Below are 15,442 nucleotides of genomic sequence, written 5' to 3'. Positions count from 1 at the left end.
TTCTGATGTTCAACATTCTAATAACTAACATCTAAATAAAATGTTACAAGTCAATTTTTTGCGCGACAATAAAGAGCGCGTTTTAGAAGGTCTTAAAAAAAGACAATTCAAGAATCTTGAGTTGGTAGACGAGGCTATTGCTACCGACGAAGAAAGAAAGAAAATTCAGTTTGAATTGGATTCCCAACTTTCCGAAATCAATAAAATCTCCAAAGAAATCGGGCTTTTAATGAAAGAAGGAAAAAAAGAAGAAGCAGAATCCGCAAAATCTAAAACAGCACAGTACAAAGAGTCGACGTCGGAATTGAAAGCACAGTTAGATGTAAAAGAAAAAGCATTACTGGATATTTTGTATCAATTGCCGAACATTCCTCATGAAAAAGTGAAAAATGGTGCTTCTGCGGATGACAATGAAATCATTTATCAGTCTCACGATGTGGAAGGTCTTGGCGAAGGAGCAATTCCTCACTGGGAACTGGCAAAAAAATACAATCTTATCGATTTTGAATTGGGCGTAAAGATTGCCGGAGCAGGTTTTCCGGTATATTTAGGAAAAGGTGCAAGATTGCAGAGAGCTTTGGTTCAGTATTTCCTTGATAAAAATATTGAAAAAGGATACATGGAAGTGAATCCTCCCCACGTTGTAAATGAAGCTTCTGGATACGGAACAGGACAGTTGCCGGATAAAGAAGGGCAGATGTATCATATCGGATTAGATGATTTATATCTGATTCCTACCGCAGAAGTTCCGGTAACGAATTTGTACCGCGATGTATTATTTGAGGAAAAAGATCTGCCGGTAAAAAATACAGCATTCTCTCAATGCTACAGAAGAGAAGCGGGAAGTTACGGATCACATGTAAGAGGTTTGAACCGTCTTCACCAGTTTGAAAAAGTAGAGATCGTAAGAATTGAAAAACCGGAAAATTCTTATGCAGTATTAGAAGAAATGGTAGAACACATCAAAGAAATCTTAAGCGACCTTGAATTGCCATATAGAGTTTTAAGACTTTGTGGTGGAGACACTGGTTTTGCTTCTGCCATGACGTATGATTTTGAAGTTTGGAGTGCAGCTCAGGAAAAATGGCTTGAGGTAAGCTCTGTTTCTAATTTCGAAACCTTCCAGGCAAACAGACTGAAATGCCGTTATAAAGCAGACGGAAAATCTCAATTGGTACACACACTGAACGGTTCCGCAATGGCATTACCAAGAATTATGGCAGCTTTGCTGGAAAATAATCAGACAGAGGAAGGAATTAAACTTCCGAAGAAAGTCGCTGAATATGCGAAGTTTGATTTGATCAGCTAAAGAAAATTTTTGTCTATATACAATAAAAACCACTGTTGTTCAGTGGTTTTTTTTTATTTGGTTTATCTAAACGATTTCATTTGAAATGAATTCATGATTAATCTTTAATGAATCGTGTTGACGTTGAGTTTCCGTTTTTATCAATCATTTGTAAAATATAATTTCCTTTGGCTAAACCTGATGCATTCAGCTGTGGATTTTTAACTGAATTTTTTTGCGAATAAATTTTTTGGCCAACCATATTGAAAATATTTAATTCCACTATATCGTTAGCTGATTTTACATATAACTGATCTTTAACAGGATTAGGATAAACAGAGGAGCCTCCATCTATTTCAACAGACTTCACACCTAGCACGCTTCCGGAATTAATTTTCACATAAGAAAAGTTTCCTTGCAGTACAGAGGTTGAGCTCGACCAGCAAGCGGTAAAAAGTGTACCATATCCCGAAACACCTGTTCCTACTGCATCAACAGAAGTTGTTGTTCCGTTGCTTCCGGTATGACGTATTTCTATTACAAGATTAGTACCTGTATATAAATAAGGAGTATTGAAATTTATATCAAAACTGAAACTTCCATTGTTCGTAACGGCACCTGATGGTATTAAAAGACTTCCCGAACGAACCTGTGTCTGCGTTCCTACTACGTTGGCTGCAAAATTAAGCTGTCTGTTAGCCGGCTCAACGCCGTTACTAAGGTAAATCTGATAATCTGGATAGGTTGTATTTGAGGCAGGCCATGCAGAGGCTGCGCTTGTAGGAATCCTAAGTGATATTGAAGTAAGATACTTTCCTGATAAAGCAGTAAGCTGAGAGTCATCAATAATCAGTTGATAAGTTCTGGTAGAATTGGCAAACGGTCCTGTAAAAGCTGCTGTTGAAGTCAAATTAGGAACAGTTACTGAAGTTTGGGCTTTCGTTGCAGAGAAATATAAAATAGCACCAACTGTAAACGCATGACATGCCATTTTACGGAGGTAGCCTAGTGTTTGATGTTTTTGAATTTTCTGAAATGAGGGAAAATGTAGCTTTATATACATATATTAAATTTTTAGTTACAATAAAGATACGAAATTGATTGTATAATGAAATCGTATTTAAAAAATAATATTAGTAATTGTATTAAGTATTTAATAGAATTTTTGTGTTAATAAATTGTTATGTATATTATTTGTATAATGTTAATCTTCGGTTTGATCCTTTTTAGAGTTATAATTAAAAACCCTCCGGATAGACTCCAGAGGGTTTAATCTTTTAAATTTAGCCATTATTTACTACTAATGACAATTCGTATTATCGTGATCGTGAGTACTGTGATCTCCCGGCAAATGACAGTCTCCCTGATTATCTTTTGAAATGGTCATGGCTTCCGCTCTTGGGGAAATGTAGGGAATTCCCAGTTCCATTCCTCTCACAATAAAAAGTCCGCCCAGAATAATCATCACAATCGGAATCACTTTTAAAACTTTTACCCTAAAAGCCTGATTCATGAGATTTCCGACCAAAACAACTGCAAACATAAACGGAAGTGTTCCCAAACCAAATAAAGCCATATATAAAGCGCCCTGCCATATTCCTCCGCTTGCTAAACTTGCCGTTAAAGCCATATACACCATTCCGCAGGGTAAAAATCCGTTCAGAAGACCTGTTGTGAATCTTGAGCGGTAGTCTGCCTTTTGAAGCAGTCTTCCCAGATTGGATTTTACTTTGAATAAAAATTTCGAGAAAAACGGAATTTTTGAAGCAAAATCTTTTCCCCCAAATGAAAAAACAGCCATAACGATTAGCAGAATTCCTACAGCAATCGTAAGATATCTCTGAAAACCAGCCATTTCAAAACCTTCCCCGATAATTCCCAGAATTGCTCCCAAAAGGGAATAGGTAAAAATTCTCCCGAACTGGTAAGTAAAATTCTGAAGATAAAAGTTGGTTGCCTGTTTTTTTGTTAATCCCATCGACAATGCAATAGGTCCGCACATTCCGATACAGTGGAATCCTGATGCAAAACCCAGTCCGATTGCCGATATTACAAGTGCTATTTCCATATCACATCATAATCCATTCTGTAGTCCGTTTTATCTTTTGTCCAGTTCAAACGAAGGGTATAGTTCCCCAATTTCAGAACCTGTGCAGGAATTAAAAAAGACTGATTGGCATCGAGCTGAACTGTTTTGTGAACATCCAGATTCTGATCGTCGGTTCTGTTCAGCACAAATTTCACTTTGGTATTAGAATTATTGTAGTCTTTCGGAAAAGTGATTCTGATCCCTGATGGATTTTGGCTGTAAGCAGGTTTTTCCTTTAATTCATCTGCCCGTTTTTTAGCATCAATCACGTCCTGATATTTCAGTTCTTCTTCATAGTAATTATCGGTTACCATTTCAGAGTTCTTCTGTCCGTTCGGAAAAAGAAACATCATGGATAAAATAAAGATCATAAATGACGCTAAAGCGATAATTACACCGTGTCCCCAATTAAAGTTTTTCATTTCTAAAAATTAAAATTGTAATTTGAATGGTCCTTCAAAATATGTTTTGTATGAATCTACCAGATTGCCCTTCATATCATAAACCCCGATCGTAATATTCTGCTTGGACAGCGTCATTTCATTCTCAGGAAAACTGATATTGATGGTTCCTTTGGTAATTTTATCTCTGTCTACCGGAATCTTGCTAGATGCACTGTAGATCACCTCTCCATGTTTCGGCTCAATAACTTTGATGGTTACAATTTTTTTCTCGTTGGTTTTATTTAAAAAGGTATAATTGTAAGTATTGGTAATTTTTCCGTCTCTCACGAAGAAAGTACTTCCCGCGGGCTTAATGAATTTGGCTTCCAATTCGGCTCTGCTCGTCAGAAGATATCCTAAAAATCCTGTAAGCAGTAAAAGAACCACCGCAAAGCCTTTCATTCTGCCGGTAAATTTAAACTCGGCCTCTTTTTCTATTTCATTTTCAGTGGCATATCTTATCAATCCTTTAGGAAGACCTACTTTTTCCATAACTTCATCACAGGCATCAATACAGGCTGTACAGTTTACACATTCCAGCTGTTGTCCGTCTCTGATGTCAATCCCTGTAGGACAAACCACCACACATTGATGGCAGTCTATACAGTCCCCTTTTCCGGCGGCTTTTCTGTCTTCTCCTTTTCTCCATTTCGCTCTGTTTTCACCTCTTTTAAAATCGTAGAAAACATTAATGGTATCTTTATCAATTAAAACTCCCTGTAATCTTCCGTAAGGACAAACCAGCGTACAAACCTGTTCTCTGAACCATGCAAATACAAAGTAAAATGCTGCCGTCAGAAGAATCATCACAATAAAGTTGGTAGGATTGGCAAACGGTCCTTCAGAAACTATTCTGAACACTTCTTCATATCCCACAATATACATAAACATGAAGTGGGTAATGATTAATGAAATTACCATGAAGATCGTCCATTTAAGACTTCTTTTCCAGATCTTTTCGCTGTTCCACTCCTGTCGGTCAAGCTTCATCTGCTTGTTTCGGTCTCCCTCAATAAGATAATCTATTTTACGGAAGATAAATTCTAAAAAAATTGTCTGAGGACAGATCCATCCGCAGAAAATTCTTCCGAAGGCCATCGTAAAAATGATGATGAATATTAAAGAAGTAATTGCTCCGAGCGTAAGGATGAAAAAGTCCTGTGGATAAAAAGGCTGTCCAAAGATGAAGAACTCCCTGTCAATTACATTAAATAAAATAAGAGGATTGCCATTAATCTTGATGAATGGCACTGCAAAATAAATGAGCAGTAAAACATAGCTTACAATGTTTCTATAGTTGGTGTATTTCCCTTTTGGTTTTCTGGGAAAAACCCACTTCCTCTTACCGGATTGTTCCATTGTCCCGATAGAATCTCTGTAAGTTTCAGGGTCCAGAACTTGTCCCTGTCCGCCGCGTACTTCTGTTTCTTCTATATCTGACATTTGTGATAGTTTTTAAAAAAAGAAAAACATAATTCGTTACTATTTTTTATTTAATAACAAACTATGTTTTTCATATGCTTTAATTTATTTAAGTTAAATTATTCTTTTTCCCAATGTGCCTCTGTTCCCTGAGGAGCTGCACCACCTTGAGCCTGTGTTACCGGAGGTAATTCCTGGTTGATGTGATATACATATGCTGCAATCTTTTCAATTTCAGCACCCGAAACCTCTCCGTTCTTACCAAATGCTCTCATCGCAGGATTGTTAGGAGAACCATTCCAGTCCATATGGAATACGTTTTTGAATAACGTTTTCTCCGGCTGGTTGATCCAGTAGTTATCCGTAAGGTTTGGACCAATACCTCCACTACCGTCTTCCTTGTGACAAGATGCACAGTTTGTTTTGAACAATTCTTTTCCTTCAGCAATATTGTCAGCAGAATATTTAGCGGTCTCAATCGTTACCGGAGGCTGCTCACTGTTGTATTTCTCAATTGCTGCCAATTGTTCTTTGTATTCCTTTTCATATTCGCTCAATGGATGTGCGAAATCTGTAAAAGAGAATGCTGCTACATACACAATACAAAAAGCAGTCCCAAAATAGAATAAACCTACCCACCATTTTGGCAATTGGTTATCCAGCTCCATGATTCCGTCGAAACCGTGGTCGATAAGGATATCTTTTTCTTCTGCTGCAGATTGCTTCTTGAATGCTGCATTATATAATCTTGTAAAGTAAGGTACTTTCTTTTCAGCTAAATAAGCAGCCTTTTCTTCAGGAGATAATTTTTTGAATTTATTGTTCTCAATTAAATCTCCGATTGCACTGTGGATATAAGCTAAAATACCTCCGATTACTACAGTTCCCCAGAAATAAGGAGAAGATAGGAAATCATAGCTTTGTACAAACAGATAATAAAAAACTATTAAAAGTCCAATTATTATTAGAATGTTTATAACAACCGGTGTTCTTTGTTTCATAATAAGTAGTTTAATTTTTTAAATTAAAATCGTCATCATTGTCATCCTGCAGAGGTGCTTCCTCTTCCTCTTTATAATACTTTTTAGGCTTGCTAAAAACATAGATTACCAGAGCGATGAAGAACAGCATAAAGAAAATCAGAGCCAAAGTCTGGTAAAAACCAGCATTTTCGGTATTGGATAAGATGTCTTTAAAATTCTGAGGTATCATGATGTGAACCTTTTAATATGTTAGTTATTACTTGCTGTTTTGATTTCAGTTGTCTTAATATCTGTTCCTAATCTTTGAAGATAAGAGATAAGCGCTACAACTTCTTTTTTCTCTAATTCTCCTTTAGGTCTCTTCGCATAAGCCTCCTTCAAATCCGGTGCTTCAGACATAATATCTCTTACGATTTTTGAAGCCTGATTGTTTGCCCAAGAGTTGGCAGAATCAATTTCAGCTTTTGTGTAAGGTACTTCGAAAGCACTCTTCATCAGCTTCATCTTGTCAACCATTTTAGATCTGTCTAAATCAGTTGCAATTAACCAAGGGTAACGAGGCATGATAGAACCTGCAGAAGTAGATCTTGGGTTATACATATGTTTGTAGTGCCAAGAACTTGGGTTTTTACCACCCTCTCTATGCAAATCCGGTCCAGTTCTCTTAGATCCCCAAAGGAACGGTCTGTCGTATACGAATTCCCCTGCTTTAGAGTACTGTCCGTTTTTACCGTTAAATCTTACGATCTCATCTCTGAATGGTCTTACCATTTGCGAGTGACAAGCGTTACATCCTTCTCTGATATAGATATCTCTACCTTCTAATTCTAATGGAGAATATGGTTTTACTGCTGAAATAGTAGGTACACTTTTCTTAAGAGACAGGGTAGGGATAATTTCTACCATACTACCGATTGAAATCGTTAATAAAGATAAAATACCTAATAATACAGGAGTTCTTTCTAACCAAAGGTGAGTTCCTTCTCCTTCTTTACGTTTTCCGCTGATGTTTGCCAATGCAGGTGCTTCAGCAGGTACATCTTTCTGGAATGATCCTTTTCTTACCGTAGCCACTAAGTTTACTACCATTAAGATTGCTCCTGAAAGATAGAATAATCCTCCTACGAATCTCATTTTGAAGTAAGGAATAACCGCTGTTACAGTATCTAACCAGTTTTTCCAAACCAAAGTTCCGTCTGGGTTGAACTGTTTCCACATTAACCCCTGAGTGAAACCTGAAATATACATTGGTACTGCATAGAAAATGATACCTAATGTTCCTAACCAGAAATGCCAGTTAGCTAATTTTGTAGAATATAATTTCGTTCTCCATAAGATTGGGATCAGGTAATAGATTACACCGAATGCCATGAAACCATTCCATCCTAATGCACCTAAGTGTACGTGACCGATAACCCAGTCTGTAAAGTGACCGATTTTGTTAATGTTTTTTGTCGCCAAAAGCGGACCTTCAAAAGTTGCCATACCATAGCATGTTACTGCCACAACAAAGAACTTAAGAATAGGATTTTCTCTTACTTTATCCCAAGCTCCTCTTAAGGTAAGAAGACCGTTAAGCATACCTCCCCAAGACGGAGCAATAAGCATGATAGAGAAACCTGTTCCCACCGCCTGTGCCCAAGCCGGTAAAGCCGTATACTGAAGGTGGTGAGGACCAGCCCAGATATAAACGAAAATTAATGACCAGAAGTGAATGATAGACAGTTTATACGAGAAAACTGGTCTGTCTGCAGCTTTTGGTAAGAAGTAATACATCAAACCAAGAACCGGAGTCGTCAATACGAATGCTACCGCATTGTGACCATACCACCATTGTACGATGGCATCTTTTACCCCTGCATAAGCAGAATAAGATTTCCATCCTGTGAAAGATAATGGTACCTCAAGGTTATTGAAAATGTGCAGCATTGCAACTGCGATCCATGTACCGATGTAGAACCAGATGGCTACATAAAGGTGTCTTACTCTTCTTCTTGCAATCGTTAAGAACATATTGGCTCCGAAAATGATCCATGAGAATGCGATCAAGATATCAATCGGCCATTCGTGTTCTGCGTATTCCTTAGAAGTGTTGATTCCCATAAAGAACGTAACGTACGTTACAAGAATCATAATCTGCCATGTCCAGAAGTGGATCCAGGACAATGTATCACTGTACATTCTAGTTTTCAGTAATCGCTGTAAAGAGTAATAAACTCCCACATAAACGATATTCATTACGAACGCAAAGATTACAGTGGTTGTGTGCAACATTCTGATTCTTCCGAACCCGAACGCTCCATGAGTATTAATCAATCCCTGGATACTTCCACCTAAACTATTAATGGTTGTATCGTCTGTTCCAAAAAAGAATTCCGGAAGCTCAGGATAGAAAAGCATTAATGCCGCCGTAAGTCCGAACAGAAATCCTATGATCCCGAAAGCAACGGTCGCATAGAGGAATGCCCGAACAATACTGTTGTCATAACTAAACTTTTGTGTTTCCATATCAACTATTCACTTTTTTCTTCAATTTTTTTATTTTCTCCTTTTTCATCATCGCCCTCTTTGTTGCCAGATTCTTCTTTTTCCTTTATCTCATCGGAGTCGAAGAGTATTCGTACAGCCGGAGATTCATCATCTTCAAACTGTCCTTTTCTGGCATACACTATAAACACGACCAGGAAAACTGCAGCCAAAGAAACACTGCATAGGATCATTAAATATAGAATATCCATTAGACAACAAAATTAACGTATTTTCGGGTTTCAAATTTAGTGAAAAATAATGACTTTCATCACGAAATACGGCTTTTGGCTAATTTAAAACGAATCTAAATAAGTTGTTTTAAGCCCCTTTTTTGAAGTATTTTCTTCCCAGAATCCAGGTCGAAAGTGTAGTGAATGAAACCACTGTAATAGAACTTGCAGGCATAATTAAAGCAGCGAAAAGAGGATGCATGTGTCCTGTAACTGCGTAACTTAAACCAACAATGTTGTAAAGAAAACTGATTATAAATGTGATTTTCACAATCGTGATAGATCCTTTGCAGACATTCAGGTATTTATCTAAGCTTACAACTTTTTCTCCATTCATAATAACATCGGAAGAAGGAGTAAAACTGTTGGAATCATCTGCAATCGCAATTCCTACATTGCTTTGTTTTAAAGCTCCGGCATCATTCAGCCCGTCTCCAAGCATTGCAACTTTCATGTTCTGATTCTGAAGGTTTTGGATATAGTTCAGCTTGTCTTCGGGATTTTGGTTGAAAGCCATTCCTTTGTAATTCGGAATCAATTCCTTTAATTGATTTTCCTCCGAAGAATTGTCTCCACTCAGAATAAAAACTTTATAATGGGTAAGTTTTTTAAACAAATCTTTTAAGTTCTCGCGGTATTCATTTTTAAAGATGAATTTTCCTAAAAATTCGTTGTTTTTACTGATGTAAACTGCGGTTTCAAGATTTTTTGATTCCTGATTGTTATATCTCGCAGAACCGATTTTGTAAACATTTCCCCGTACGTTTGCTTCGTAACCTTTTCCTGAAATTTCCTGAAAATTTTCAACCGGGAAATATTCATCTTTTACCTCAATGAATTCGTACAGCGATTTTGAAAGCGGGTGGTTGGAGTTTTTTAGTAATGTTTTGATATTCAGTAAGTCAAATTCTTTTATTTCAGCGCCCTCAAATTTGATATTTGATTTTTTTCTGTGCGTAATAGTTCCGGTTTTATCAAAAACAATCGTGTCTAATTTAGCAATTTTCTCAATTGTTAAAGTGTCTTTTACGTAAAATTTATTTCTGCCCAGAATTCTCATAATGTGCCCGAATGTAAACGGAGCGGACAACGCCAACGCACACGGACAAGCGATGATAAGAATCGCAGAGATCACCTGAAACATTTTCTCCAGATCTACAGTGTACCAGTAGATTGCCGAAAGCAGTGCAATTCCTAAAATAATGAAAGTGAAATATTTACTGATGTTGTTGGTTAAAGTATCAAGTCCGGTTTCATGTTTTTTGAAGGCTTCCTTATTCCAAAGCTGCGTAAGATAACTTTGGTCGACATTTTTAATCACTTCAAGTTCCAGCGAAGATCCGATCTGTTTTCCTCCGGCAAAAATTTTATCTCCCGGCTGTTTGCTGATGCTTTCGCTTTCTCCGGTAATGAAACTGTTGTCGATATTCCCTTCACCATTAATCAGAATAGCATCTACCGGAATAATCTCCTGATTTCTTACCAAAATCCGATCGCCGACTTTAACCTCAGAAAGCAGAATATTTTCCTGTTTTCCTTCAAAATCAACTTTTGTAACGGCAATCGGATAGAAGGATTTGTAATCTCTGTCGTATGAAAGCGCGTTGTACGTTCTTTTCTGAAAGATTTTACCCAAAAGCATGAAGAACAAAAGTCCGCACAAAGTATCAAAATATCCGGGACCGTAATTCGTGGCAACTTCATATAAACTTCGTCCGAAAAGCACAATAATTCCCAAAACAATCGGAACATCAATATTCACGATTTTATTTTTCAGACCGTACCAAGCCGATTTGTAATAATCTGATGCAGAATACACTACGACAGGAATTGCCAAAAGACACATCAAAGCTCTGAAAAGTCCTTTATAATGCTCCATCCAGTAATCTTCTCCGCCTACATACTCAGGAAAAGCTAGGAACATCCCGTTTCCAAAGGCAAAAGCCGCGATGGCAAATTTTACAAGTAATGATTTGTCTAAATTTTCAACGTTTTTATCGGCGGTTTCCAGACTGATAACCGGTTTGTAGCCTAAATTCGTTAAAAAATTAGCTAATTCGCTTAATTTTAAATCGTTGTGATTAAAAGAGATCTGTAAGGTTTTTCTGGTGAAGTTAACCTGAGAATATTTGATGTTTTTATTTAATGTATGAAGACTTTCCAAAAGCCATATACAAGAAGAACAGTGGATTACAGGAATTTTAAAGGTGACTAAACTTGTGCTTCCTTCAGAAAAATCTGTTACCTTTTCAAAAATTTCAGGAGTGTCGAGATATTCAAACTGTGAAGAACTTTCGTCCGGACGGATTCCTGCACGTTTATTTAATTCATAAAAATTACTTAAGTTGTTCGTATTCAGAATTTCATAAACAGATTTGCAACCGTTGCAGCAGAAAGTCTTTTCATCAAACAAAATTCTTTCTTTTTCGATCCCTTGACCACAATGAAAACAGTTCTCGCTCACCTTCATAAATTATTGAACTACAAAATTATAACAATTTTTTTTGTTTATCGAGTTAAAAAGTTCTATTTTTGTGATAAATGTCATATAAAATGTCGCAGGAACAACAAATTGCAATCGAGGAGAGGTTCGCAAGAGTTTTTAATGATAAATCATTCAAGGAAAGGCTTTCCAGTGCTGATTTTGAAAAATACATTAACGCTAAAAAGAAACTAAGTTTTCAAAAACACGAAACTATTTTCGAAGACGGGGAAACGCCAAAAGGCGTGTTCGTTCTGGAAAAAGGAGCAGCGAAGTTATCAAAATCGGGAGCTTTCGGGAAAGATCAGATTCTGAGATTCATTAAAGAAGGCGACATCATCGGTTACCGTTCTTTGCTTTGCGGTGAAAATTTTCAGGCGAAAGCAGAAGCAATGACGGATATTGAAGCTACTTTTTTACCGGCGGATATTTTTATGTATCTGTTGGAGGTAGATTCCCAACTTTCCTTCGTGATGCTTCAGAAAATCGCTTATGAACTGGGAGAATCTTCCAATACCATTACTTTCCTTGCTCAGAAAACCGTAAGAGAAAGACTCGCGGAAATTCTTCTGTTATTGGAACAGAAATTAGGGGTCGATCCGGAAGGATTTATCAAAATTTCTTTAACAAGAGAAGAGATCGCCAATATCATAGGTACTGCAACCGAAAGTGCAATCCGTCTGATCTCCGAATTCAAAGGAGACCATCTCATCGAGGTAGACGGAAGAAACATCAAAATTCTCAACCACGACAAATTAATGAAACTAGGTCACGTAGTTTTATAAATCATACAAACTTGAAGTCGGCTAAATGCCGACTTTTAACTTTTAAAAAATAGATACATTATGTCTGTTCATTCTGAAATTAAAAAAGTTACAACTGAAACCTTGCGTAAAATGAAATTCGACAAGGAAAAAATAACGATGCTTACGGCATACGATTATACCACTGCGAAAATGGTGGATGCGGGAGGAATTGATGCGGTTTTGATCGGAGATTCTGCGGCAAACGTAATGGCGGGTTTTGAAACCACATTGCCAATTACTCTGGATCAGATGATTTACCATTCTCAAAGTGTAGTCAGAGGAACCGACAGAGCTTTGGTAGTTGCCGATTTACCTTTCGGAACGTATCAGAGTAATCCCGAAAAAGCTTTGGAATCTGCCGTAAGAATGATGAAAGAAGGAGGAGCTCATGCAGTGAAAATTGAAGGCGGGAAAGAAATTTCAAAATCAATCAAAAAAATTATCAACGCAGGAATTCCTGTGATGGGACATTTGGGATTAACACCACAGTCGATCTATAAATTCGGAACATATAAAGTAAGAGCCAAAGAAGAGGCAGAAGCAGAAAAATTAATTGCTGATGCGCAACTTTTGGAAGAATTGGGGTGTTTTGCTGTGGTTTTGGAAAAAATACCGGCAGATTTAGCTAAAAAAGTAACCGAATCTATTTCTATTCCAACCATCGGAATCGGAGCTGGAGCGCATTGCGACGGACAAGTTTTGGTGTACCATGATATGGTAGGAATGAACAAAGGCTTCAGCCCAAAATTTTTAAGAAGATATCTGGATTTGTATACAGAAATCACCGGAGCAGTTGCGCAATACGTAAAAGATGTGAAAACTCAGGAATTTCCTAACCAAAACGAAAGCTATTAATGGATCATCAGAAACTTCAGACCATTCAGGGGGTTATTTCTATTCTAGCCGTAGTTTGTCTTGCGGTAGGATGGTTTAATCTTTTTTCTCCGGATATTAACGAACTTCTTTCCAAGAGAATATTTTACATCATCGTAGGAGTGAGTTTCATTTTGCAGGCTTCTTTATTGCTTAACAGGAAATTTGTTTATCCGATGTATGCCGCTGCTGCACTTTGCATTATCGGAGCATTTTTACCTTATGAATCGAATCTTACAGGAATGAAAACCATCGGTCTTTTGGCAGGGGTAATTATTTCTTTTGCCAACAGATCCAATTATCGTCAGTAGAAAAATGGAGGAACAGATTGTTTATGAAGACAACCATCTTCTTGTAATCAATAAAAAAGTCGGACAGCTTGTACAGGGCGACAAAACCGGCGATGATTCTTTATTAGAATTAATTAAAGATTTTATAAAAAAAAGAGATGAAAAGCCGGGAAATGTGTTTCTCGGTTTGGTTCATCGCATCGACAGACCGACTTCGGGTCTTGTGATTTATGCTAAAACTTCCAAAGCACTTTCCCGTCTCACGCAAATGGTGAAAAACCGTGAAGTGAAAAAAACATATTGGGCAGTTGTTGCAAAAGAGATGATTCCCAAAACGCAGAGACTGGTTCACTATTTAAAGAAAAACGAAAAAAATAACAAAGCCATTGTTTTTCCAAAAGCAACCGAAGGAGCAAAAGAAGCTATTCTTACGTACAATGTAATTAAAACGTTAGACAATTATCTTCTTCTTGAAATTGATCTTGAAACCGGAAGGCATCACCAGATCAGGGCGCAGTTGTCAAAAACAGGAGTTCCCATCAAAGGCGATCTGAAATATGGATCACCGCGTTCCAATCCCGATGGCGGAATTAATCTTCACGCCAGAAAACTGGAATTCATCCATCCTGTTACCAAAGAGAATATTCAGATTGTTGCTCAGGTTCCTCAAAATGATGCCGTTTGGAGAGCCTGCGAAGAGTAATCATTTACAATTTCCGTAAAAACCCTTACCCGGAAATAGTGATTTCACTGTAATAATTATTGTTTTTTAGAAATAGCTTTACACTATCAATCTAAAAAACAATAATCATGCTTACATTGGGACAACTTAAAGAAGCTACCTGCTCAAAATCTGCTTATGCTTCAAAATTCTTACCGTACGTTATAGCAACATGTGATAAGTTTTCCATTAACACGCCTTCACGAATGCTTAATTTTCTGGCACAGGTCGGCCACGAAAGCGGCGGATTGTTTTACACCGAAGAACTTGCTAGCGGAAGTGCCTATGAAGGAAGAGCAGATTTGGGAAATACCCAGAAAGGAGATGGCGTGAAATTTAAAGGAAGAGGGCTTATTCAGATTACCGGAAGAGCAAATTATAAGTCGGTGTCCTTAGCTTTGGGAACTGATTTTGTAACAAATCCTACATTCTTAGGAGGCAAAAATGTGACAAAATGCAATGATACACAACTGAAGAATGCCGCAGAAAGTGCGGGTTGGTTCTGGAACAGCAGAAAATTAAATGCTTTGGCAGATCAGATTGACATTACCAAAAGCATTGATACCGGAAATAATCTGGTTGTTTTCAAAAAAATCACAAAAACCATTAACGGAGGATACAACGGCTTGCCCGACAGACTAAACCGTTATAAAGCAGGGTTAAGTTATTTCCTTTAACTAAAAATGTTTGGCCATGAAAAATATATTATTCTTAATCATCTTTTTCCTGATTACTAATTTCTCTGCGCAGAAGCTGGTTCTTCACGATCTGAAAGATCCTAAAATGCATGCGGGTTGCTATATCCACGGAAAAAATAATCCGGTTGCCAATTTATCCGAAGACGAAGGCGCTTTATTTAATCTTAACGGAAAAGATGAAATTTTTCCTTCCATCAAAGGAACAAAAGAATATCCCGAAGCCTTTGGAAACAAAACCTATAAAATTTACATCCGCGAAACCAAGTCGCTAAAGGATGGAGAATCCTGTATTGAAAATAAAGTCTATTCAATAAAAATTATTTACAAGAAAAAAGCCTATCTCTATTCTGAAAAAGGAATGTGTGGGTGTTAATTCTCTAAAAATGCGATCCCTTAAAAGACTATCCTGAACATAAGATAGTCTTTTTTATTTTTAGAAGCTGTTTCCCGCTTTCGCTACTCGCTTTTTCTGGATTTCGGCGGTGGCGAAGCTAGTCATGGTCGGAAGATTTTTTTTATTATTTTGAATAATGTTTTTTTAATTTAACTATTTGATTTCCAATTAATTGTATTTCTGTTTTGGTTTTT

General features: G+C 37.2%; 16 protein-coding genes. 7 read left to right on the top strand and 9 right to left on the bottom strand.

Annotated features, from left to right (window positions below; genetic code table 11):
* The first annotated feature begins 40 nt into the window (after window positions 1-40).
* Window positions 41-1,309: a serine--tRNA ligase gene (gene serS / locus DD829_RS06715; RefSeq protein ID WP_108409340.1), complete on the top strand. Its 1,269-nt coding sequence runs from the start codon at window positions 41-43 to the stop codon at window positions 1,307-1,309.
* 97 nt (window positions 1,310-1,406) lie between these two features.
* Here the strand turns inward: serS and DD829_RS06710 are convergent, their stop codons facing one another.
* The 9 genes from DD829_RS06710 to DD829_RS06670 form a co-directional block, all read right to left on the bottom strand.
* Complete coding sequence (locus tag DD829_RS06710; protein WP_165796570.1) at window positions 1,407-2,279, bottom strand: T9SS type A sorting domain-containing protein; 873 nt, start codon at window positions 2,277-2,279, stop codon at window positions 1,407-1,409.
* A gap of 309 nt (window positions 2,280-2,588) precedes the next feature.
* Complete coding sequence (locus DD829_RS06705) at window positions 2,589-3,356, bottom strand: sulfite exporter TauE/SafE family protein (protein WP_108409336.1); 768 nt, start codon at window positions 3,354-3,356, stop codon at window positions 2,589-2,591.
* Window positions 3,347-3,799, bottom strand: coding sequence for a FixH family protein (locus DD829_RS06700; RefSeq protein WP_076393756.1), 453 nt, complete (start codon window positions 3,797-3,799; stop codon window positions 3,347-3,349). The genes DD829_RS06705 and DD829_RS06700 overlap by 10 nt, the downstream gene beginning before the upstream one ends.
* A gap of 9 nt (window positions 3,800-3,808) precedes the next feature.
* A complete protein-coding gene (gene ccoG / locus DD829_RS06695) occupies window positions 3,809-5,263 on the bottom strand; it encodes a cytochrome c oxidase accessory protein CcoG (protein ID WP_108409334.1) in 1,455 nt (484 codons plus the stop codon).
* 98 nt (window positions 5,264-5,361) lie between these two features.
* Entirely contained in the window at window positions 5,362-6,243 is an 882-nt protein-coding gene (locus DD829_RS06690; protein WP_108409332.1) for a cbb3-type cytochrome c oxidase N-terminal domain-containing protein, read from the bottom strand.
* 10 nt (window positions 6,244-6,253) lie between these two features.
* Window positions 6,254-6,454, bottom strand: a complete 201-nt coding sequence (locus tag DD829_RS06685; protein WP_076393748.1) for a cbb3-type cytochrome oxidase subunit 3 — start codon at window positions 6,452-6,454, stop codon at window positions 6,254-6,256.
* A gap of 20 nt (window positions 6,455-6,474) precedes the next feature.
* Entirely contained in the window at window positions 6,475-8,733 is a 2,259-nt protein-coding gene (ccoN, locus tag DD829_RS06680; protein WP_108409331.1) for a cytochrome-c oxidase, cbb3-type subunit I, read from the bottom strand.
* 5 nt (window positions 8,734-8,738) lie between these two features.
* Window positions 8,739-8,963 carry a cbb3-type cytochrome oxidase assembly protein CcoS gene (gene ccoS, locus DD829_RS06675; RefSeq protein ID WP_076393744.1) on the bottom strand — a complete coding sequence of 75 codons (225 nt, stop codon included), beginning with the start codon at window positions 8,961-8,963 and terminating at the stop codon, window positions 8,739-8,741.
* Window positions 8,964-9,072: 109 nt separating this feature from the next.
* On the bottom strand, window positions 9,073-11,448 hold the full coding sequence (locus DD829_RS06670; protein ID WP_185140310.1) for a heavy metal translocating P-type ATPase: 2,376 nt from the start codon (window positions 11,446-11,448) through the stop codon (window positions 9,073-9,075).
* Window positions 11,449-11,537: 89 nt separating this feature from the next.
* On the opposite strand from DD829_RS06670, the gene DD829_RS06665 reads away from it, so the two are divergent.
* From DD829_RS06665 to DD829_RS06640, 6 genes are all read left to right on the top strand, one after another.
* Window positions 11,538-12,251, top strand: coding sequence for a Crp/Fnr family transcriptional regulator (locus DD829_RS06665; protein ID WP_076393740.1), 714 nt, complete (start codon window positions 11,538-11,540; stop codon window positions 12,249-12,251).
* A gap of 60 nt (window positions 12,252-12,311) precedes the next feature.
* Window positions 12,312-13,127, top strand: a complete 816-nt coding sequence (gene panB, locus DD829_RS06660) for a 3-methyl-2-oxobutanoate hydroxymethyltransferase (protein ID WP_076393737.1) — start codon at window positions 12,312-12,314, stop codon at window positions 13,125-13,127.
* Window positions 13,127-13,456 (top strand): hypothetical protein, encoded by a 330-nt coding sequence (locus tag DD829_RS06655; protein ID WP_076393735.1) that lies wholly within the window; start codon window positions 13,127-13,129, stop codon window positions 13,454-13,456. The genes panB and DD829_RS06655 overlap by 1 nt, the downstream gene beginning before the upstream one ends.
* A gap of 4 nt (window positions 13,457-13,460) precedes the next feature.
* Window positions 13,461-14,138 carry an RluA family pseudouridine synthase gene (locus DD829_RS06650; RefSeq protein ID WP_108411602.1) on the top strand — a complete coding sequence of 226 codons (678 nt, stop codon included), beginning with the start codon at window positions 13,461-13,463 and terminating at the stop codon, window positions 14,136-14,138.
* A 107-nt stretch (window positions 14,139-14,245) separates the two neighbouring features.
* Window positions 14,246-14,833 carry a glycoside hydrolase family 19 protein gene (locus DD829_RS06645; RefSeq protein ID WP_108411601.1) on the top strand — a complete coding sequence of 196 codons (588 nt, stop codon included), beginning with the start codon at window positions 14,246-14,248 and terminating at the stop codon, window positions 14,831-14,833.
* Between the two features lie 16 nt (window positions 14,834-14,849).
* Window positions 14,850-15,227, top strand: coding sequence for a hypothetical protein (locus DD829_RS06640; protein WP_108411600.1), 378 nt, complete (start codon window positions 14,850-14,852; stop codon window positions 15,225-15,227).
* Window positions 15,228-15,442 lie beyond the last annotated feature (215 nt).

The organism is Chryseobacterium sp. HMWF035 (assembly GCF_003094695.1).
GTDB classification, from domain to species: Bacteria; Bacteroidota; Bacteroidia; order Flavobacteriales; family Weeksellaceae; genus Chryseobacterium; species Chryseobacterium gambrini.
The sequence above is the reverse complement of the archived record's forward strand: the minus strand, read 5'-3'. Positions and strand labels throughout refer to the sequence as shown.

Bases quoted from the DNA above. Each gene is read 5' to 3' on its own strand.
- DD829_RS06690 (WP_108409332.1), bottom strand. From the start codon at position 6,243: ATGAAACAAAGAACACCGGTTGTTATAAACATTCTAATAATAATTGGA.
- DD829_RS06705 (WP_108409336.1), bottom strand. From the start codon at position 3,356: ATGGAAATAGCACTTGTAATATCGGCAATCGGACTGGGTTTTGCATCA.
- panB (WP_076393737.1), top strand. From the start codon at position 12,312: ATGTCTGTTCATTCTGAAATTAAAAAAGTTACAACTGAAACCTTGCGT.
- serS (WP_108409340.1), top strand. From the start codon at position 41: ATGTTACAAGTCAATTTTTTGCGCGACAATAAAGAGCGCGTTTTAGAA.
- ccoN (WP_108409331.1), bottom strand. From the start codon at position 8,733: ATGGAAACACAAAAGTTTAGTTATGACAACAGTATTGTTCGGGCATTC.
- ccoS (WP_076393744.1), bottom strand. From the start codon at position 8,963: ATGGATATTCTATATTTAATGATCCTATGCAGTGTTTCTTTGGCTGCA.
- DD829_RS06655 (WP_076393735.1), top strand. From the start codon at position 13,127: ATGGATCATCAGAAACTTCAGACCATTCAGGGGGTTATTTCTATTCTA.
- DD829_RS06665 (WP_076393740.1), top strand. From the start codon at position 11,538: ATGTCGCAGGAACAACAAATTGCAATCGAGGAGAGGTTCGCAAGAGTT.
- DD829_RS06640 (WP_108411600.1), top strand. From the start codon at position 14,850: ATGAAAAATATATTATTCTTAATCATCTTTTTCCTGATTACTAATTTC.
- DD829_RS06710 (WP_165796570.1), bottom strand. From the start codon at position 2,279: ATGGCATGTCATGCGTTTACAGTTGGTGCTATTTTATATTTCTCTGCA.
- DD829_RS06650 (WP_108411602.1), top strand. From the start codon at position 13,461: ATGGAGGAACAGATTGTTTATGAAGACAACCATCTTCTTGTAATCAAT.
- DD829_RS06700 (WP_076393756.1), bottom strand. From the start codon at position 3,799: ATGAAAAACTTTAATTGGGGACACGGTGTAATTATCGCTTTAGCGTCA.
- ccoG (WP_108409334.1), bottom strand. From the start codon at position 5,263: ATGTCAGATATAGAAGAAACAGAAGTACGCGGCGGACAGGGACAAGTT.
- DD829_RS06645 (WP_108411601.1), top strand. From the start codon at position 14,246: ATGCTTACATTGGGACAACTTAAAGAAGCTACCTGCTCAAAATCTGCT.
- DD829_RS06685 (WP_076393748.1), bottom strand. From the start codon at position 6,454: ATGATACCTCAGAATTTTAAAGACATCTTATCCAATACCGAAAATGCT.